The following is an 18,928-nucleotide window of genomic DNA, read 5'->3' as shown; positions in this document are numbered from 1 at the left end:
ACCCACCATCAAGATCTCGCCGTGGGCGAAGTTGATCAAGTTGATGATGCCGTAGACCATGGTGTAGCCCAAGGCCACCAAGGCATACATGCTGCCCAGCACCAGACCGTTGATGATTTGCTGGAAAAAAGTTTCCATTGATATGTTCCTTTGAGTACGAATCTGTCGCCGAACTTGCCTGCTAGCTTGCAAGCCACATGCCAAAAGTGAGGGTGCGCGGGTAATCACCGAGAGGCCCCTATGAGGCAAACTTGCGCTTGAGCTTCATCAAGGCCGCGCTGGGGCGGAATTCGACACTGCCATGCCGACTGAAGTGCGGACTTCGACACAGGCCGGCTCGAATGACGGCCAAGCAGGCCAAGACCGGCCCAAAACACCGCGCTATAAAACAGGCCAGATGGGGGCACACTGTGCGCCTCTATGCCCAGATGTTCATGACCCCGACGCCCGATACATTGACGAACCAGCCCGACCATGGCCCCTGGCAGGGTTTGGTGCGCCGAATGGTTCGCCCCGGCTTTATGGCCTACCTGACCTTGATCTTGATCGCCCTGGGCTTGTGGCTGGGCCAGGGTTGGAGCGAGCGGGCCGGCATGGGGCAGTTGGCGGCCGTGGCGGCCGAGCGCCTGGAGCTGTATGCCGCCAGCCTGGAGGCCGAGTTGGCTCGCCATGCCTATTTGCCCAGCCTGATCGCCATCGACACCGACATCCAAGCCTTGCTGAAAGAGCCGGACAACGCCGCCCTCAGACAGCATGCCGACCGCAAATTGGCGGGCATCAATGTGCGGGCCGGCCTGGGTCTGAGTTTGCTGCTTGGGGCCGAGGGTCAGGTCTTGTCAGCCAGCGACGGCGCCGGCCCGGACAGCGCCTCGCTGAAGGTCGCGACCCGGCTAGCGCAGCAGCTGGCCGTGGGCGCAGAGCAGGCAGGCGGCCATTTCTTCGCGGCCAATGAAGCCAGGGGCAGCATCGACTATTTTCTGTTTCACACCGTCAAGAGAGGCGGTAAGCGCATCGCCCAAGTCGTGGTGATGCAAAACCTGGCCCCGCTGGAGGCGACCTGGGTCGACCAGGGTTTGCGCTCGCAGGGCGAAAAAATCCTGGTCGTCGACGAACAGGATGTGGTCATCATGTCCTCGGTGCCGGCCTGGCGCAACCATTTGCTGAACCCGCGTACGGATGCGCAGCGGGCCGAAATGCAAGCCTCCGCCCGCTATATCGGCCCGCTTTTGAGCCCACTTGGGCAGTTTACTCACGAGAGCTTGCAACAAGAGGCGGCGCTGCTCAAGGTGCCGGCCTTGGCGCAAAGCAGCGAGTCGCCACCCGGTGCCGAACAAGAGCTGCTGGCCCAAGAGCGCGCGGTGCTGCCGCTGGCGCTGCGACTGGTCACGCTCTCGGACCCCGCCGAGGTGTGGCGCAATGCGCGCTATGCCGCCTGGGGCGGCGGCGCGATTGGCGCGTCGATAGGGATACTTGGCCTGTATCTCGCCGCCCGGCGCCGCGCCCATGCCCAGCTGTTTGCGGCCAGCGCCGAGCTGCAGACTGCACACGCTGAACTGGAGCGTCAGGTCGACGTACGCACTCAGGAGCTGAGCCAATCCAACCGGGAACTGAAGCGCCAGATTGCGCAGCGCCTGCAGGCCGAGGACGAGCTGATGCAAGCGGCCAAGCTGGCGGTTTTGGGGCAGATGTCCGCGGGCATCGCCCATGAAATCAATCAGCCGTTGACCGCGCTGCGGGCCCTATCGCGCAATGCCTTGCTGCTGCTGGAGAAAGGCCGCCACAGCAGCGTCGCCACCAATCTGAGCAGCATCGACGCGATGGTGGAGCGCATGACCGGCATCACCCGCCAGTTGAAGACCTTTGCGCGCAAGGCCGAGGCGGTGCATGCGCCGGTGTCGCTGGCGCGCGCAATCAGCGGGGCGCGTCTGCTGTTGGAGCACCGACTGCAGGCCGAGCAGGTAGAGTTGCTGGTCCATGTTGACGAGGCGCTGCTGGTGCGCTGCGAGCCCAACCGGCTGGAGCAGGTCTTGATCAATCTGATCAGCAACGCCATCGACGCAATGCAAGATGCCGCCGTCAAGCGCCTCAGCATCAGCGCCCTGATGCCGGCGCCGGGCGAAGGCAAACGCGTCTTGGTGCAGGTGTGCGACTCCGGCGCCGGCATCGCGGCCGATTTGGCACCGCGTTTGTTCGAGCCCTTTTTCACCACCAAGCCGGCCGGCCAAGGGCTGGGTCTGGGCTTGGTCATTTCATCGAAAATCATTCACGAGTTCGGCGGCAATTTGCGCGCCAGCCCCAGGCCGGCGGTTGCGGGCGGCGGCATGATGTTTGAATTCGATTTGGAAATCTGTTTGAGGGACGGCGTCTATGTTTGAGGGTTTCAAGGTTTTGTTTGTCGAGGACGACCCGCCGGTGCGGGCCAGTCTGACGCAGACGCTGGAGTTGGCGGGCCTGGAGGTGCTGGCCTGCGGCTCGGCCGAGCAGGCCCTACCGCATATTCAAGCGGGCGCGCAACTGGTGGTGGCCACCGATGTGCGCCTGCCCGGCATGGACGGGTTGGCCTTGTTGGACCATGTGATGGCCACCGACCCGCATATCCCGGTGGTGGTGGTGACGGCGCATGGCGATGTGGCGATGGCGGTGCGGGCGATGCGCACCGGCGCCTATGACTTCATCGAAAAGCCGTTCGCGCCGGAGCGCTTTGTCGACGCGCTGACCCGCGCGCTGGACAAACGCGTGCTGCGCGTGGCGGTGGACGAGTTGCGCGGCCAGTTGCAGCGACGCAGCGGCATGGAGGCGGTGTTGCTGGGCAACTCGGCGGCGATGCAAAACGTCAGGCGCCAGGTCTTGAACCTGGCCGACACCTCGGCCGACGTGATGATTCTGGGCGAGACCGGCACCGGCAAGGAGCTGGTGGCGCGCTGCTTGCATGACCAGAGCCTGCGGCGCGACCGCAACTTCGTGGCCATCAACTGCGGCGGCCTGCCCGAGGCCTTGTTCGAGAGCGAGTTGTTCGGCCATGAGGCGGGCGCGTTCACCAGCTCGGCCAAGCGCCGCATCGGCAAGATCGAGCATGCCAATGGCGGCACCTTGCTGCTGGACGAGATCGAGACCATGCCGATGGTGCTGCAGATCAAGATGCTGCGGGTCTTGCAGGAGCGCCGGGTCGAGCGGCTGGGCTCGAACGAGGAGCTGCCGGTCAATGTGCGCGTGATCGCCGCCACCAAGGCCGATCTGCGGGCCTTGAGCGAGCAACAGAAATTTCGCGGCGACCTCTATTACCGGCTCAATGTGGCGACCCTGCAGCTGCCGCCGCTGCGCGAGCGCCGCGAAGACATCGCCCTGCTGTTCGAGCATTTTGTTGCCCAGGCCTGCAGTCGCTATGAGCGCGCCGCACCGGAGCTGAGCTCACAGCGGCTGCGTGAATTGATGGCCCATGATTGGCCGGGCAATGTGCGCGAGGTGCGCAATGCCGCCGACCGCTTTGTGCTGGACATCGTCAGCTGCGAGGGCGTCAACCCGGACGCTGCCATCGGCCCGGCCGGCAGCAGCCTGGCGCAGCAGATGGACCAGGTGGAGAAGACCCTGATCGAGGCGGCGCTGCGGCGCTGCCAAGGCCGCGTGCCGGCCGCGATGGAGCTGCTCGGCTGCGCCAAAAAAACGCTCTACGACAAGCTGCATCGGCATGCGATCGAGTTGGAGCGCTTTCGCTGAGCTTTTCGATGCGCTGAGCTTTCAGCGGTAATGCTGCGGGTCGGCCGAATCGGTCGGCTTGGCAATCACCCGCTTGAAGGCCTCGCTCATCGGCAAATTCAGACTCAGGCCGCGCGGCGGGATGGCGGCTTGAAACCATTTGCGGTAGATGGCCTGAATCTCGCCGCTTTGGTAGAGGCCGGCGATGACCCCGTCGACCAGCGCCTTGAAGCCCACATCCCCGCGCGGCAAGCCGATCGCATAGGGTTCGACCGTAAAGGCCTCGGCCGAAATTTCATAGTCACCCGGATTGCTCAGACCCAGCAACAACATGCGCAGCAGCACATCGTCCATCGCATAGGCCAGCGCGCGACCACTTTGCAGCAGGCGCACGCCGTCGCGGTCGTCCTGCCCGACCAGAATCTTCAGCCCCAGCTGCTGGTTCAAATTGGCCTGGTGCAGCAGCTGAATGCTGGTGGTGGCGATGGTGGAGGCCACCGGTTTGCCGCGCAAGTCGGCCAAGGTCTTGATGCCGGCGGCCCGCTTGGACAGCAGCCGAGTTTCGGCCACAAAGGTGGTCAGCGAGAACGCCTGCGTCTTTTGCCGCTCCAGCGTGTTGGTCGTCACGCCGCACTCCAGATCGACCGAGCCATTGGCCACCATCGGCATCCGCGTGGCCGAGCTGACCGCCACCAGTTTCAGTTCCAACTCAGCATTGGCCACCCGCGTTTTGACCGCCTCGATGATGTGCTGGCAGATCTCGACCGAGTAGCCAATTGGCCGCAGCTTGGCGTCAAGATAGGAAAACGGTGCCGAGTCGACCCGGTAAGCGAGCACGATCACGCCGGTGTCGCGTATTTTGCGCAAGGTGACCGAGTCCAGCTGTTCGCTGCGCGCCGGCTGGCCCAGCCCAGCCAAGCCTAGGCAAAGCAGGGCCAGCCATGCTTGGCGGCGCAGACTCGATGACGATTTCAATCGCGGAATCAATAGAGGAACCAAGTTTAGACAAGCAATTCAGGGCAATTGCCATTGTCACAGCCCAAGGCCAGAGGTCATCACTGCTCAACGGTTTGCCAACAACCCTCAGCTGGTGCGCGCCAAGCCCTGCTGGCCTTGCAGGCGGGCCAAGTCTTCGACCGTGTCGACATCGATCAGCACGCCGGGATCATCGACCTCGACCGCCTGCGACGGGTAGCGCGCGACAACACGCCGTGCGCCTTCGTCACCTTGCAGGCCGATCAACTCGGAAAACAGCTCGGCACTGAAACCGACCGGATGCCCCCGGCGGCCATGGTGCTGTGCATAGGCTACCGGGAACTGATCCAGCGCGGCCGCCACGGCCAAGATGCTGGCCGGGCGCAGCAAGGGCATGTCGGCAGGCAGGATCAGCCAGCCATTGGCGTCCCCGGCGGCCGCAACGCCGGCCGCGATCGAATAACCCATGCCGATCGGTGCGGCGCGGCCCTGGCTGTCGATGTCGGCAATCGCAACCACGTCGCACGCGGCGATCAGCGGCTGGACCGAGGGCATCAGTTTTTGGGTCGTCACCACCACCACCCGCAGGCCGGTAGCGATTGCATTGGCCAGGGTGTGGGCCAGCACGGAATCGGCGGCGGGGCTGGCCACAGGATCAAGATCGGCGCCACCCATGCGTTGCTCCAGCTTATGCCCTTCACCGAGAAAACGCAGACCTCGCCCTGCCGCCAGCACAATCACCGCCGGTCGTCGTTTCATCATGCTCAACCTTCCTGTGGACGCCCTCATCAGCGCTGCCCGGTCATGTCGCCCGGCCTTGTCATTTGTGCGCATAGCATGCCGGATGAAGGGCGTGATCAACAGTGGGACCTTCACCTAAGGAGTTCTACCCGCTTGGGCTCCAAAGAACTGCCCACTTCATTGGATACTCAGGGCATGAATAAACTATCCGACCTGCGAAAGAGTTACGAGCAAGGTGAGCTCGACGAGGAGCTGGCCGCCAACGAGCCGCTACTCCAGTTCAAACAATGGCTGGATCATGCCTTGGTCAGCAAAGTGCCCGAACCCAATGCCATGACGGTGGCCACGGTGGGTGCGAACGGCCGCCCTTCGACCCGCATCGTCTTGATCAAGGGCTTTGATGAGCGTGGCATCGTCTGGTTCACCAATTACGACAGCCGCAAGGGGCAAGAGCTGGCGGCCAACCCGCATGCGGCGCTGCAGTTCCATTGGGTGGAGCTGGAGCGGGTGGTGCGGATTGAGGGTCAGGTCACGCGGATTGATGCGGCCGAATCCGATGCCTACTTCCAGTCACGCCCGCTCGACTCGCGCCTGGGCGCCTGGGCCTCGCCGCAAAGCCAGGTCATCAGCTCACGCGCCGTGCTGGTGGCCAATGCCGCCAAGGCCGCCATGCAACATGGCCTGCACCCGCAGCGCCCGCCGCATTGGGGCGGTTACCGGCTGCAGCCCGAGGCCTGGGAGTTCTGGCAGGGCCGCAAGTCCCGGCTGCACGACAGGCTCAGCTACCGCCTTCAAGAGGACGGTAGCTGGGTCAAGCAAAGACTGGCGCCCTGAACTAACGCTCAGAAGCGCAACTGCACGCCCGTGTGCGCCGAGCGCCCCGGCAACGGGCTCAGGTCGCGGATGGTGGCCACGGAGCTGGCGCTGTAGGCGAGCTTGTTGCCCAGATTGTCCAGGCGCAGATACCAAAGCCCATCGGTGCCGGCAATGCGGAACTGGCGCGCCAGGCTCAGTTTGACGAGGCCGTAGCCGGCGGTCGGGCGGTCGTAGAGCGGCACACGGTCCTGGCGCGCCGCGCCGCGCAGCTCGACGCGGCCCGACCAGAGGCCGTAGCCAAGATCCAGGCCCAGGCTGGCACGCAGCGGCGCCAGCCGTGGCAAGGCCTCGCCGCTGTCGCGGTTCTCGCCGCGTACGCCGTCGAGTTGGGCCGTCAGGCTGAACTTGGCGCCATGCAACAAGGCCGGCAAGTCCAAGCGCCCTTCCAGCTCGAAGCCCTGCAGCAGAGCCCGCACCGACTTGAAGGCGTACTCGGGCAACGCCTCGCCATCGGCCTCAATCTGCAGCCCGGTCGCGTCCAAGGCGATATAGCTGGAGAACTGGGTGCGGTAGACATTCAGACGCAGCATCTGCTCGGCGCCCTGCCAAACCAGGCCCAGATCAAGCCCATTGGCGCGCTCCTTGCCCAAATTGACATCACCGCGCTCGAACGCGCCGCTGGCGACATGCACGCCATTGGCATGCAGCTCGTAGAACATCGGCGCGCGCTCGGTGCGGTTCAAATTGGCGGTTAGGCTCAGGCCCTTGGTGCCGGCCGGCTCACCCAGCAGCTTGTAGCTGCTGCTGAGCGAAAAGCTGTGCGGGCTGAAGCTGCGGCTGCTGGCCGGCCCGAAGCGGGCCTCCTCGGCTTGGGGCCCATCACCATCGGACTTGACCCGCACCGACTCCAAGCGGGCACCGGCAGAAAGCGTCAAGGGACCGCTGGCGTACTGCTCCAGCACAAAGGCGGCGCTGCTGCGGGTGCTGGTGCTGGGCACCAGGGCTTCGGCGCCCAGGGCCGAGAAGTCCGAATCCTCCCATTGCAGGCCGACCACGCCCTGCACGGGCCCGAACTTGGCGTGCTCCAGCTCGACGCGCAGGTCCTTGCCGCTGCTCTTGAAGATGGTGCCGACGTCGCCGTTGCCCTCAACCTCGCGATGCTCATAGCGGCTGCTGCCCAGGCGCCAGCTCAGGCGCTGCAGCAAGCTCTGCGTGTCTTTCGTGTCAACGCGCCACTCGCCTGCGCCCGACAGGCGCTGGCGCTGCATCTGCACCATCACATCGGGTTCGACCGTGACGCCGTAGTCATTGCGCGAATCATCGACGCTCAGGCCGGCATAACCATTGGCAAACAGCAAGGAGCCGCCTAGAGCGACACCATGACTGTCGGACGCCGAATTGCGCACGCGCGTGGCCGTCACACCGTCGGCCGTGAAGCTGGGCACGCGCAAATCGTCGGCGCGACGCGCCGAGGCGTCGGCATGCCAGGCAAACTTGCTGTCACCGCCTTCCACCACCATGGCCCCGTTGCGCTCGGCGGCGCCGCCGCCCAGGCGCAACTCGGTCGCGCCGCTCAAGCCCTGCTGGGCCTGACGCGGAATCCGGTTGTCAATGGTGTTGACCACCCCGCCGACAGCGTTGCCGCCATAGAGCAGCGCGGCCGCCCCGCGCAGCACCTCGATGCGCTCGATCACCAAGGGATCCAGCGGCACCGCATGGTCAAAGCTGAGGCTGGACGCGTCGACCGAGGCGCCGGAATTGCTCAATATGCGCACCCGGTCACCGTCCAGGCCACGTATCGTCGGCCGGTTGCTGTTGGGCCCAAAGTAGGTGGAGGACAGGCCCGGCAGACCGTCCAGCGTCTCGCCCAGCGTCGCGGCCCGGCGCAGGATCAGCGCGTCGCCATCCAGCACATTGCTGGGCTGGGCCAGGTCTTGGCTGCGCAGCGGGTTGCCGGTCAGCACGACCTTGTTCAGTTTTTCACTGCCTGCGGCTTGGGCGGCGACGCTGGTTTGGGCGGCGCAAGACAGCGACAGGCAAAGCAGGCTGGCGCCCAGGGCCAAGGCCCGTGGCGCAAAAATAGTGGAATGCATCAATCTCTCCAGATGCGCACCCGGCTTGTTTTCAAAATGCGGGTGACGCAGGCATGAACTCACTCGGGCAGGCCGCCCGAGACATCAAGACGTTCAGGCCGAGAGAGGGGGGCCGCGCGCGCCGCGCTTCCAATGGCCAGCGGGCGAGCTGCTGACCCAGGCCGAGGCGGCCGTCAACAGCGCGGCCGCTGGCGCCGCGGCGATGGCGAACGGCGCGCCGGGCGCATGGTCCTGGCTGAGCTGATCAAACAACTGGCAGCTCAGGTCGCCGCTTTGATGTCCCCAACCGTCGGGCGCCACGGCCACGCTGGCACCGCTGGACTGAGCCAGGCCATGAACATGGCGGTGCAGATGCCCCAGGGTCTGAAAGCTCAACAACACCAACGCGAACCACAGCAGCCAAGCGCCCTTGCGGGCGGCTTGAGCTTGCAAGCGATGTGGGTGTGGCTGATTCATGGCCGACGCATTATCTCTGCCAATCATGTCAACCCGAACAAGCGCTGCAACTTGAGCTCAGGGCTTGATTTCTTGCCCGTCCAACAGGCGGTAATACATGCCGTACGGGTCGTCGCTGAGCACCGCGAGTTGGCCCTCCATGACGATGGGCTCGAGGCTATAGCGCACCGGCTGCTTGCTGCGCACCTCGATCAGGCCCTCGGGGCCGGCGGGAACACAAAAAGCGCAGGAGGTCGGCACGGCCGAGAGCAAAAAATGCTGCTGCTTGTCGCCCGGCTCCAAGGGCATCATGAAGCCTTGCACCTTGACCTTCTTCTTGTCCAGCGCCTGCACCTGGGCCGGGAAAATCGGTATGAGCTTGTTTTTCTCGACCTTGTTCGACACCGAGGACAACAAGGCCCAGGCCAACACACCGGCGCGCTCTTGCAGCGGTTTGATGGGGCTGCGCGGGTCGTGATAGCCCGCGCCGGAGGCGGCAGCCGATGGCTGGGCCGAGACGCCCGTGCCAAAACCGAGGGCCAGCAAGACAAAAGTGGCGGCAATTCGAGTCAGGTTTTTCATTCGGCTTATTTTCAACGGTTGTCGTTAACGCGGCGCTTGCAGCAACTCCGTCACATCCAATTTGAACGCCGCACGCGCCGGCCAGGCCGCCGCCAGCAGCGCCAGGGCAAAGGCCAGCGGAGCCAACAAGAGCTGCCAGGGCGAGAACCAGGCCGCGGTGATGTAGAGGGACTGCTGCGCGGCCATCATGGCCCCCAGGGCGGCGGTCAGCCCGTGACCCAGGCCCAGGCCCAACAGGCTGGCCATGGCGGCCAGGCAGAGCGCTTCCAGACTCACCAAGAGGGCAAGCCGCCAGGGCGGCGCCCCCAACATGCGCAGCATGGCCAAGTCACTTTGGCGGGCGCGCACCGAATTCAGCAGGGTCACCAACACCGACAAGGCCGCGGCCAGCAACAACACCAGGCCAAAGGCGCGCAAGACCTCGGTGCCGGCGCCGACCATGCGCAGCAAGCGGGCCGTTTCAAGCGCCGGGGCGGCGGCCTGCAACTGCGGCTGCGCATTGACCCAGCGCGGCAGCGAGACAGCGGCCAAGGGGCTGCGGTACTTGAGCAGGACCATGGTGATTTCACGCTCGGCATCGGCATCTGCATCGGCATCGGCATCTGCATCTGCATGATGAGTTTCATGCTGCAGCCACACCGAGGCCAGGTCGGTCACGACCAGACGGTCCAAGACGCTGCCGCTGGGCGCCAGCACACCCACCACGGTGTAGGCTTGGCCGGCGTGCGCCTCGCCTTGGGCACCCAGCCCATGGCTGCCATGAAAGGTCTGGCCGACGCCGAGCCCCGTGCGCGCCGCGACTTGCGCGCCCAGCACCGCCTGCATGGGGCCGGTCCAAGCCTGTCCACCGGCGAAGCGCGCCCGGTAGAGGCTCAGATAGTCCGGCGTGCTGCCCACCATGCGAAAGCCCTGCAAGCTGTCACCCAAGGAGATCGGCAGCGCCTGCGCCACCAAGGGCTGCTCGCGCAGGGTCTTCAAGGTGCTGAGGGGAATATTGCCGGTCGGCACATCGAGATGGAACAGGCCCGCCAGCATGATCTGCATCGGGCTGCCCTTGGCGCCCACCAGCAAGTCAACACCGGCCAAGTCCCGCCGCACGCCGGCGTCGATCTGCTCGCTGACGAGCAACACAAAACAGATCGCCCCCAGACCCAAGCTCAGCAAGAGCAGATTCAGCCCGGCCGTCAGCGGCTGGGCCCATAGGTAGCGCCAGGCCAAACGCAACAAACTCATGCCCGCGACGCCTCGAGTGCCAGCTTGGGCAAGCGCAGTTCTTGCCAGGCCTGCTGGTTCAACAGGTGCTCAGTGACCCGCCTGTCATGCGTCGCCAAGACCAAGGCGGCCGACTGCTCAGCCGCGGCTTGCTGCAGCAGCTCAATCACCTGCATGGCGCTGTCATCGTCGAGATTGGCGGTCGGCTCATCAGCCAATAAAAAGCGCGGGCGCCGCATCAAGGCGCGCGCCAAGGCGACCCGCTGCGCCTGCCCCAGGCTGAGCCGGTGCGGCAGGCGCTCGCCCAGCCCAGCCAGACCCAGTTGCATCAAAAGCTCACCTGCCCGCGCCCGGTCCGGCCTCAAGCCCGCGCTGATATAGGGCAAGGCCAGGTTCTCGTTGACGTTGAGGGCGGCACTCAGATGCAGGCGCTGCGGCACAAAACCCAAATGCGCGCCGCGCCAGGCATCCAGCTGCCGCGGCGACAGCTTGTGCAGGGCGGTGCCTGCCAGCGTCAAGCTGCCGCTTGACGGCGTAGCCAAGCCGGCAAGCAAGGCCAGCAGGGTCGACTTGCCGCTGCCGGAGTCGCCGCGCAACAGCAGATGCTGCGCGCTGGGCAGTGAGAAATCCTCAAAAACCAGCTGCGGCCCTTGCGCATAGTGGTAGCGCAGACCAGCCCATTCAATGACAGCGGCGCTCACTCAAACCGACGCGGTCATGCGGGCCGCACCAAACGCGCAAAGGTGGCAAGAAACTTGTCCACCTTGGCGGCCACCACAAAGGCGCAGTAGCCCTGCTCGGGGTTGCGCGCGTAATAACGCTGGTGGTAGCTTTCGGCCGGCCAGTAATTGCGCTCGGGGCACAGCTCGGTCACGACCTGACCCCGGTGCGCCGTTTGCGCTTCGGCCAACACCGCGCGTGCCTCTTGCTCCTGCTCGCCGTCATGCGTGTAGATGCCCGAGCGGTATTGCGTGCCGATATCGGCACCTTGGCGGTTCAAGCTGGTCGGATCATGAATGACAAAAAACACCTGCAGGAGTTCGCTCAGGCTGATCTCGCTGGCAGCAAAGTCCACCCGCACGACTTCGGCATGGCCGGTATTGCCGGTACAAATTTGCTCATAGGTCGGCTGCAGCACGTCGCCGTTGCAGTAGCCCGGCTCGACCCTGTGCACGCCCTTGACGCGCTCGAAAACCGCCTCCGTGCACCAGAAACAGCCGCCGCCGAGGGTGATGCGTGACAGGTTATTCGCCATTTCGCTCATGATCTGAATTGACCTCGTCTATCTTGGTTTCAAAAGGGACGCTGGAGCATAGCCGAGCCCGGCGCTGCAACCGCCGGCCAAGGTCAATGGGCGCCCAATTGCAGTTCCGCATGGGGCGTCCAGGCTGGGTCGGGCTCGGCGCCGGCCTGATGCAAACTGGGTGCGCCAAGGAAGATTCGGCTATTGGGCAGGCCCTTGGCGATCAAGGCATCACGCACCATCACGCCGCGCTCCAGGGCCAGGGCCCGCACCTGCTCTTCGCTGACGGCAAAACTGGACAACAACAAAGCCCGCATCTCCGCCGCCGGGATGTCCTTGGCAAAGCCGATGAAGTTCTTGGGCTTATTGGGCAATTTGGCGGCTTGATAGACGGGCTTCAACAGGCGCTCCCGGTCTGCATCGGTCAGGCTAGTTTCGGCCTCGGGCAGCTGGGTTGCAGCGGTGGATTGCTTGCGCTGCAGTTCACGTTGTCGTTCGGTCAAGAGCGCAGCCTCCAACTGGCGTTCTTGAAGGGCAGCGTGCTCGGCGGCCGGGTCGGCCCATGCCTTGATCGTCAAAGACAAGCCCGGGCGCTCCACCATCATCTTGGCGACGCTGTCCAAGGCCGCCGGCTTGAGCGCCTGCGCGCTACCGGGGGCAAACTCAAAGCGACTCAGGTCGGCACCGCCATTCCCACCGCTAGCGCTGAAGAGCGAAAACGGCGCCGACAAGGCCCGGCCTAAGAGATTGACTATGACTTTCCAGATCACCCCGCCGACCGTGAACTCGGGCTCATTGACCGAGCCCTTGATGGGCACCTCGACGTCAATGACGCCGTCTTTGTCCTTCAACAAGGCCACCGCGAACAAGACCGGCAACTTGGTCGCATCCGGGCTGTCGACCCGCTCACCGAAGGTCAGCTGGTTCAAGATGATCTGGTTATTGGCCTGCAGGCTGCCGCCGGGATCAATCTTGTACTGAACCTTGGTGGAAAACTTGCCGCGCTCAATGGCATAACCGACATATTTAGCGGCATAGGGTGACAGCGGCGCCAACTCGATATCGGTCGCCGACGCGCGGATATCCAAGGACAAGGGCCGACCCAGCGGGTTGACATTGCCCACCACATCGAGCTGGCCGGTGCCGGCCACCCGCCCCTGCAGGCTTAACGGCGCCGGCTCAGGGCGCTCGGAGCTGAAGGCGCCCAAGCTGCCCTGCAGCTCGGTCAGCCGGGCGCTGTAGTTGGGCCGCACGAAGCGGTCATTGAAGTCAAGCCGGCCTTTGTCCACGCGAATCTGCCCAATCGATATCGACATGCGGGGGCCGACCGGGGCGCTGCTCGCGGCGCCCGACGAAGCGGCCGCATCCGCCGCATCCGCCAGCCCAGCCGCAGCGGCCGGTTTGCGATCCACCGCACCGACATCGCGCAAATTGACCTTGCCCTGCTCGTTGATGATGACGCGGGCGAAGAAGTCGCTCAGCAGCACCTCAGCGACCGAAAATTCGGGTGGCTCGCCGCCTTTGAGCTGCAGTTTGAACCCCTCCAAATTCAAGGCTTGCCAACTCAGTAACTCCTCACCGATCTGGTACTGGCCGTCCAGCTCGCGCGCCTGGTGCAAGAGCAGGTCGGCCAGCAAGAGCTTGCCGCTGGCTTGGGCGCTCAGGCCCGCAGGCGACTGCCGTGCGTCGAACTGGGTCCTCAGGCCTAACTCGGCCTTTTGCAAATGCAGGCCCCAGGCGGGATCAAGGTAGGGGTTGAGCAGATGCAGGGGCAGGCGCTCAGCACTCAGGCTGCCACTGGCCGCCAGGGGCGCCAGACTCGCCGCGCCGCGCCAGCGCAGCTGACCCGTCGGTGCGGCGCCGCGCTTGGCGGGCCCGAACTTGAAATTCAAATTGACGGGCATCGATTTAGCCTGTGCCGGCCAGGAAAGCCCCCCCAAGTCCAGGGCAATCTGCTCGGCTGCCAAGCCGGCTGTTGCAGCTGGGGCGGCCGCATCAAGCAAACGCAGCGAACCTTGCTCGACCTTCAGTCCCCCAAGTTGAACCGCCCACGGCGGGGCTGTTTCGCTGGCCTTGGTCACAGTTTTGCCATGGGGCTGCAAATCTTGGTAGCTCCAGCGGCCGTCTTTGGCCCGTGCCAAGCCCAGGCTCGGGCGACTGAGTTTCAAGGCCCCGGCGCTGACTTTTCGTCCGGCAAGATCGACGCTCAGTTGATCAAGCCCCAAGCTCGCCAGACGCAGCAAGGGCTCGCGCGCAGCTATCCCGCCAAGTGCCATACCGGTGACTTGCAAATTGCTCAACGAGACAGTGGCTCGCTGGCCAGGATCGGCTTGCAGTGGCTGTTCCAGCAACAAGCCCGCCTTGCCACTGAAAAGGCCGCCCAGTCGCAGCGGTGCTTGAACCTGCAGATAGGACCCAAACCATTGCAGCTCCAGGCCTTGCCATTGCCAATCCAGGCTCAAACGATCGGGGCTCACGCTGCCCGCGCCTTTGATCAACGCGGATTCGACCTTGGCGCTCCCTCCCGTGGGGCTGAACCGCAGCGCGATGGCAATCGGACTCGGCGTTTTCAGAGGCCAAGCCAAAGCCCCCAAGTGCAGGCCTATGTCTTGGACTTTCAAACTTACCTTGGGCTTCACGGATGCGTCTTGCCAGTCAAGCTCACCGTCGGTCAAGTCGAACTGGCCCAAAGACAGGGTCCATGGCGGGCGGCTGGCCTGCACCGGCGCTGGGCCGCGGCCCACGTCGTTTGCCTGTGCGACGCCGGCGATACGCAGGTGCCCAGCAGAGTCCTTGGAAACCACAAGGCTGGGTTTTGTCAAGGCCAAGGTGCCCAGCTTGACGACGCCCCGCAAGGGCTGGACGTCGAGCAACTGCAGCGTCAGGTCGGCCCAGGCCAGGGCCGGCGCGCCTGCCGGTGTTTGCAGCGCAAACTGCGCCAGCCTGAGCTGACCAGCGAGGCCGATTTCAGGCGCCTGACCGCTTGTCTGCTGAAACTTCAAATGCAAATTCGCATCCACCCGCCCTTGCTTGAGGGCCAGCGGCAAGCCGGCCGGCACATAAGGTGCGTAAGGCGCCAAATCCAATTGATCCAGCTTGAAATCGAGTCTGGCGGCAGGCTGATCAGCAAACGGCAAGGCCCGCCCTTTGGCGGCGAAGGTCACCCCGTTCAAGACGCCCGTTAGCTGTGGTTGAACATGCACCTTGACGTCGGCGGCCAGCGTCGACAAGAAGGGCAGCTCTATCGCCATGTGGCTGACTTCGTGACGCCGCTGGGTCGGCCTGTCATCCAGCAGCAGCCGGCCCTCGCTCAAGGTGATGTTGTAAAGCGCCAAGGCAATGGGTTTGGCGTCGGGCGGCTGCGGCGTCGCGGGTTTGGCGAAGCGGGCCAGCAAATCATCAATATCGTATTGGCCGGCCGCCAACCGACTCAAACGCAGCGTTGGCCGCTCTAGCCCCAAGGATTCCACCACCGGACTGCCAAGCCACAAGGAGCTGGCGGACAATTTGAGCGTCAAGCGCTCCAACTCCAACAAGGCATCATTTTGTGGCGTCGCGCCGGCAACCCTGAGCCCTTCCAGCGTTAAGGCCAAACTCCAGGGCCGAAAACTGACCGCACGAACGGTGACACTGCGCCCAAGCGCGTTGCTCGCCAGCTCGGCTCCGCTCGATTGCAGCCAGCGGGGCAGCACAAGCCAGCTGGCCAAGAAAACCAACACAAACACCGCAAGCAGGCCGACCAAGCCCTTCCAGCCCATTTGCCACGCCCGCCAGCGTTTGGCAGCGGGTGAAGGATTCGAATTTTCCATGGTGGTGATCGCGATCATCAAACGCCAACGCGGCACAATTGCCGAATGTAATCGATGCGGGATGCAGTGTTGACTCGCAGTTATTGCCGAACTACGGCTCGTCCTGTCGCTGCTGAAACAACTCTTCAATGTCTGTCTCGCTGCTCCACCAAATCAAGCCATTTGCCTTGACCCTGCTGTTGCCCCCGGTGCCATTTCTAGTGCTGATTGTGCTCGGGGCGCTGCTGCTGAGACGGGTCGGCAAGCGGCAAATTTGGGGGCAGTTGATGATCGCCATCGGGCTTGCGGGCATTTGGCTGAGCGCCAGCGAGGCGGTCGGGGCAGCTGCTGTCGCGGCACCTGCTGCAAGCGCCGACTGCGCTCAGCGCGCAGGCTGTTGCGGATCTGACCCAGCGCCAGCGAGAGCGAGCCGATGTCGCGGTCTTGGTCCTGGGTGGCGGGGCGCGCCAATATGTGCCCGAGTACGGCGGCGCTGCGCTGAACGCAATCAGTCTGAATCGACTGCGCTATGGGGTGTGGTTAGCAAAACAACTGAAGGCGCCGCTGGGTTTTTCCGGCGGCATTGGCTGGACGGCCCGAAAACTGACAGACAGCGAAGCCTCCATCGCCGAACGCACGGCCGTTGATGAGTTCGCCCTGCCGCTGCGCTGGGTCGAGGGCGGTTCGCGGGACACCCGAGAAAATGCGGCCCTCAGCGTGCAATTGCTGAAGGCCGACGGGATTCAAAAAATCGTGCTGGTCACACACGAACAACATATGCCGCGCGCGCTGAGGGCCTTCAGGGCCACCAAGCCGGAAGGCATTGAGATCGTTGCCGCCCCGGTCGGTCTGCTGCAGGGCGGCATGTCCGAGTTGCTGGATTGGGCGCCTTCGGCCGATGGCTTGGCGCGGGTGCGCTACGCTGTCTACGAATGGCTAGGGCTTAGGCTGGGCTATTGAGTCACCGCCAACCGCGGCCCATGTCTGCCCGTTCCATTTCTCCCCGTTCCTACGGTTTTAGCCCTTGACAGCTTCAGCCAGACGTTCGGCACAGCGCCGCGCCAGCGCGCCATCGCTCGCCTCCACCATCAAGCGCAGCAAGGGCTCGGTACCTGAAGCACGAATCAACACCCGGCCATGGTCCGCCAACTCAGCGGTTACCTCGGCCTGGACTCGCGCCAACTGGGCATTGCTCTTCCAATCCTGGCCCGGCTGCAGGCGCACATTGATCAAGACCTGCGGGAACAAACTGACCGCCGCCAACTGCTCGGCCATGCTCTTGCCGGTGCGCATCACCGCCTGCAGAATCAGCAAGGCGCTGACGATACCGTCGCCGGTGGTGTGCTTGTCCAGGGCCAAGAGATGGCCCGAACCTTCACCACCCAGCTGCCAGCCGCGTGCGCTCAGTTCTTCCAAGACATAACGATCACCGACCTTGGCGCGCACGAAGTCCACATCCAGCGCCTTGATGGCCAACTCGACCGCCATATTGGTCATCAGCGTGCCGACCGCGCCGGGGACTGCCAGGCCCTGCGCCAATCGATCGGCCACCATCAAGTACAGCAACTCGTCGCCGTTGTACAAACGCCCTTCGGCATCAACCAACTGGAGTCGGTCGGCGTCGCCATCGAGCGCCACGCCGTAATGGGCACCATGCTCCTTGACCGCCGCGACCAGGGCGGCCGGCGCCGTTGCGCCGCAGCCGTCATTGATATTGAAGCCGTTCGGGCTGCAGCCAATCGAGATCACCTCGGCGCCCAACTCATGGAACACATCGGGCGCCACGTGATAGGCCGCACCATTGGCAGCGTCAATCACAATCTTCAGCCCCTTGAGGCTCAGATCCTGCCCGAAGCTGTTTTTGCAGAACTCGATGTAGCGCCCGCGCGCCTCGGCAATTCGGCGTGCCCGGCCCAGATTGGCGGAGTCGATCCACGTCGGCGCGTCCTCAAGCGCCAACTCGACGGCCTGCTCCCACACATCGGGCAACTTCTCGCCCTTGGCCGAAAAGAACTTGATGCCATTGTCGGCAAATGGGTTGTGCGAGGCGCTGATGACGACACCCAAGTCCTGCCGCAAAGCCCGTGTCAAATATGCCACGCCGGGCGTCGGCAAGGGGCCGGTCAACAGCACATCGACGCCGGCCGAGGCAAAGCCTGCTTCCAGCGCGGACTCGATCATGTAGCCGGAAATGCGCGTGTCCTTGCCGATCAGAACGCTAGGCCGCCCGCCGCTTTTGCGCAGAACCTGACCCACCGCGTGACCCAAGCGAAGCATGAAGTCCGGTGTGATCGGGCCTTGCCCGACCGTGCCACGAATACCGTCCGTACCAAAATACTTGCGACTCATTGTGAACATTCCCTGTTAAAAACTGCCGCTATTGTCGCTCGGCCAAATGACGCGGCGACGTACAGGCCGACGCGGCCGTCCAGACCTTGATTGCGTCGACGGTGGCTGCGACATCATGCACACGCAAGAGCTTCGCGCCTTGTGCGATGCAGGCCAGCGCCGCAGCCAAGCTGCCCGCCAAGCGCTGCTCGACGGGCCGCCCGGTCACGTCGCCAAGCGCTCGCTTGCGTGACCAACCCACCAGCAAGGGATAGCCCAAATCAAGCAGTTCCGCTTGACGCGCCAGCAGCGCGAAATTTTGCGCTGTCGTCTTCGCAAAGCCGTAGCCGGGATCCAGCACGATGCGCTCGGGCGCGATATCGGCGGCGCGCAAGGCGACCACACGTGCCGCCAAAAAGCCGGCGACGTCGGCCAGCAAGTCGTCATAAGTGGTCAGCGATTGCATGGTGGCGGGAGAGCCGCGCATATGCATCAGGCACACGCCAGATTGAGCGTGCCGAGCCAGCACGCTCAATGCCTGCGGATCTTGCAGCGCATGAATATCGTTGATGACATCGACACCCAGGTCCAAGGCCCGCGCCATCACCTCGGGTTTGCAGGTATCTACAGAGACAGCAGCACCCATGCTGAGGGCACCAGCGAGCACCGGCGCAATCCGGGCCCACTCCTCCTCAATCGTCAGGCTGATCGCCCCAGGCCGACTGGACTCGCCGCCGATGTCAAGCATGTCTGCGCCTTCGGACAGCAAGCGCTCGCAATGCGCGATCGCGTGGTCCGGCGCCGCATGCCGACCCCCATCTGAAAATGAATCGGGTGTCACGTTGACGATGCCCATCACGCGCGGCCGGCTCAGATCAATCTGAAAGCGTGTCGTTTGCCAGTGCATAAAAGTGAGACTGATCGCGTTGACTTAGCAATTCGGGGTCCGTCTTCACAGACGGACCCCGAACTTGGTCACTGGAAAAAGGCCTTCGGCCTGTCTTGCACCATCAAATCGCGGC

Annotated in this window: 16 protein-coding genes; 4 read left to right on the top strand and 12 right to left on the bottom strand. The window is 64.1% G+C overall.

Annotated features, from left to right (window positions below; genetic code table 11):
- On the bottom strand, nucleotides 1–138 hold a 138-nt coding region (locus RMO57_RS19745), incomplete at its 3' end, for an ABC transporter permease subunit (RefSeq protein WP_414896409.1).
- 272 nt (nucleotides 139–410) lie between these two features.
- Between RMO57_RS19745 and RMO57_RS19740 the strand changes: the two genes are divergently transcribed.
- On the top strand, nucleotides 411–2,375 hold the full coding sequence (locus tag RMO57_RS19740; RefSeq protein WP_310389571.1) for a sensor histidine kinase: 1,965 nt from the start codon (nucleotides 411–413) through the stop codon (nucleotides 2,373–2,375).
- Entirely contained in the window at nucleotides 2,368–3,714 is a 1,347-nt protein-coding gene (locus RMO57_RS19735) for a sigma-54 dependent transcriptional regulator (protein WP_310389570.1), read from the top strand. The genes RMO57_RS19740 and RMO57_RS19735 overlap by 8 nt, the downstream gene beginning before the upstream one ends.
- Nucleotides 3,715–3,735: 21 nt before the next feature.
- On the opposite strand, the gene RMO57_RS19730 is transcribed toward RMO57_RS19735, so the two are convergent.
- Nucleotides 3,736–4,668 (bottom strand): amino acid ABC transporter substrate-binding protein, encoded by a 933-nt coding sequence (locus RMO57_RS19730; protein ID WP_310389568.1) that lies wholly within the window; start codon nucleotides 4,666–4,668, stop codon nucleotides 3,736–3,738.
- Nucleotides 4,669–4,776: 108 nt separating this feature from the next.
- Complete coding sequence (locus RMO57_RS19725; protein ID WP_310389566.1) at nucleotides 4,777–5,430, bottom strand: nucleotidyltransferase family protein; 654 nt, start codon at nucleotides 5,428–5,430, stop codon at nucleotides 4,777–4,779.
- A 174-nt stretch (nucleotides 5,431–5,604) separates the two neighbouring features.
- On the opposite strand from RMO57_RS19725, the gene pdxH reads away from it, so the two are divergent.
- Nucleotides 5,605–6,243, top strand: a complete 639-nt coding sequence (gene pdxH / locus RMO57_RS19720) for a pyridoxamine 5'-phosphate oxidase (protein ID WP_310389565.1) — start codon at nucleotides 5,605–5,607, stop codon at nucleotides 6,241–6,243.
- Between the two features lie 8 nt (nucleotides 6,244–6,251).
- On the opposite strand, the gene RMO57_RS19715 is transcribed toward pdxH, so the two are convergent.
- The 7 genes from RMO57_RS19715 to RMO57_RS19685 form a co-directional block, all read right to left on the bottom strand.
- Nucleotides 6,252–8,318 carry a TonB-dependent receptor gene (locus RMO57_RS19715; protein ID WP_310389563.1) on the bottom strand — a complete coding sequence of 689 codons (2,067 nt, stop codon included), beginning with the start codon at nucleotides 8,316–8,318 and terminating at the stop codon, nucleotides 6,252–6,254.
- A gap of 93 nt (nucleotides 8,319–8,411) precedes the next feature.
- Entirely contained in the window at nucleotides 8,412–8,774 is a 363-nt protein-coding gene (locus RMO57_RS19710; protein WP_310389562.1) for a hypothetical protein, read from the bottom strand.
- A gap of 57 nt (nucleotides 8,775–8,831) precedes the next feature.
- The gene (locus RMO57_RS19705) at nucleotides 8,832–9,335 is read right to left on the bottom strand and encodes a DUF3299 domain-containing protein (RefSeq protein ID WP_310389560.1); all 504 of its coding nucleotides are present in this window, start codon (nucleotides 9,333–9,335) and stop codon (nucleotides 8,832–8,834) included.
- 24 nt (nucleotides 9,336–9,359) lie between these two features.
- Nucleotides 9,360–10,568, bottom strand: a complete 1,209-nt coding sequence (locus tag RMO57_RS19700) for an FtsX-like permease family protein (RefSeq protein WP_310389559.1) — start codon at nucleotides 10,566–10,568, stop codon at nucleotides 9,360–9,362.
- Nucleotides 10,565–11,248, bottom strand: coding sequence for an ABC transporter ATP-binding protein (locus tag RMO57_RS19695; RefSeq protein ID WP_310389558.1), 684 nt, complete (start codon nucleotides 11,246–11,248; stop codon nucleotides 10,565–10,567). Before RMO57_RS19695 ends, RMO57_RS19700 begins: the two co-directional genes overlap by 4 nt.
- 14 nt (nucleotides 11,249–11,262) lie before the next feature.
- Nucleotides 11,263–11,811, bottom strand: coding sequence for a peptide-methionine (S)-S-oxide reductase MsrA (gene msrA / locus RMO57_RS19690; RefSeq protein ID WP_414896463.1), 549 nt, complete (start codon nucleotides 11,809–11,811; stop codon nucleotides 11,263–11,265).
- A gap of 83 nt (nucleotides 11,812–11,894) precedes the next feature.
- Entirely contained in the window at nucleotides 11,895–15,599 is a 3,705-nt protein-coding gene (locus tag RMO57_RS19685) for a DUF748 domain-containing protein (RefSeq protein ID WP_310389557.1), read from the bottom strand.
- A gap of 423 nt (nucleotides 15,600–16,022) precedes the next feature.
- Between RMO57_RS19685 and RMO57_RS19680 the strand changes: the two genes are divergently transcribed.
- A complete protein-coding gene (locus RMO57_RS19680; protein ID WP_310389555.1) occupies nucleotides 16,023–16,538 on the top strand; it encodes a YdcF family protein in 516 nt (171 codons plus the stop codon).
- A gap of 57 nt (nucleotides 16,539–16,595) precedes the next feature.
- On the opposite strand, the gene glmM is transcribed toward RMO57_RS19680, so the two are convergent.
- Nucleotides 16,596–17,927 (bottom strand): phosphoglucosamine mutase, encoded by a 1,332-nt coding sequence (gene glmM / locus RMO57_RS19675; protein WP_310389552.1) that lies wholly within the window; start codon nucleotides 17,925–17,927, stop codon nucleotides 16,596–16,598.
- A 28-nt stretch (nucleotides 17,928–17,955) separates the two neighbouring features.
- Nucleotides 17,956–18,813: a dihydropteroate synthase gene (gene folP / locus RMO57_RS19670; protein WP_310389550.1), complete on the bottom strand. Its 858-nt coding sequence runs from the start codon at nucleotides 18,811–18,813 to the stop codon at nucleotides 17,956–17,958.
- Nucleotides 18,814–18,928 lie beyond the last annotated feature (115 nt).

The sequence above is a fragment of the Roseateles sp. genome, from assembly GCF_031397715.1.
Taxonomy (GTDB): Bacteria; Pseudomonadota; Gammaproteobacteria; order Burkholderiales; family Burkholderiaceae_C; genus Paucibacter_A.
The sequence above is the reverse complement of the archived record's forward strand: the minus strand, read 5'-3'. Positions and strand labels throughout refer to the sequence as shown.